This window comes from Microvirga antarctica (assembly GCF_017921815.1).
In the GTDB taxonomy this organism is placed as follows: domain Bacteria; phylum Pseudomonadota; class Alphaproteobacteria; order Rhizobiales; family Beijerinckiaceae; genus Microvirga; species Microvirga antarctica.
Genome location: NZ_JAGEMM010000133.1, coordinates 1 through 286 on the forward strand (window position 1 = coordinate 1; position 286 = coordinate 286).

The 286-nt window shown below is 66.4% G+C and carries 1 pseudogene; it reads left to right on the forward strand.

Annotation, left to right across the window (positions count from 1 at the left end):
* A pseudogene (locus J4G32_RS21170) lies at positions 1–286 on the forward strand (chain-length determining protein); the annotation flags it as partial.

The following is a 286-nucleotide window of genomic DNA, read 5'->3' on the forward strand; positions in this document are numbered from 1 at the left end:
GGCCAGGACCGCGCGCAGGGCGGCGAGCGGCCGGCCTTCGATGAACTGGGCATCGCCAGCCAGGTCCAGCTCCTGCAATCGGCCGACCTCATCAAGCAGGTCGCGCGCAACATGAAGCTCTACGAGCTGGAGGAGTTCGACACGACGGCCAGGCCCTCGGCGATCTCCGACCTGCTCGTGCTTCTCGGCATCAGGAAGAACCCGCTCGACCTGCCGCCCGAGGAACGCGTGCTGAAGGAATTCACCGAGAAGCTGGTGGTCTACCAGGTGGAGCGCTCGCGCGTCA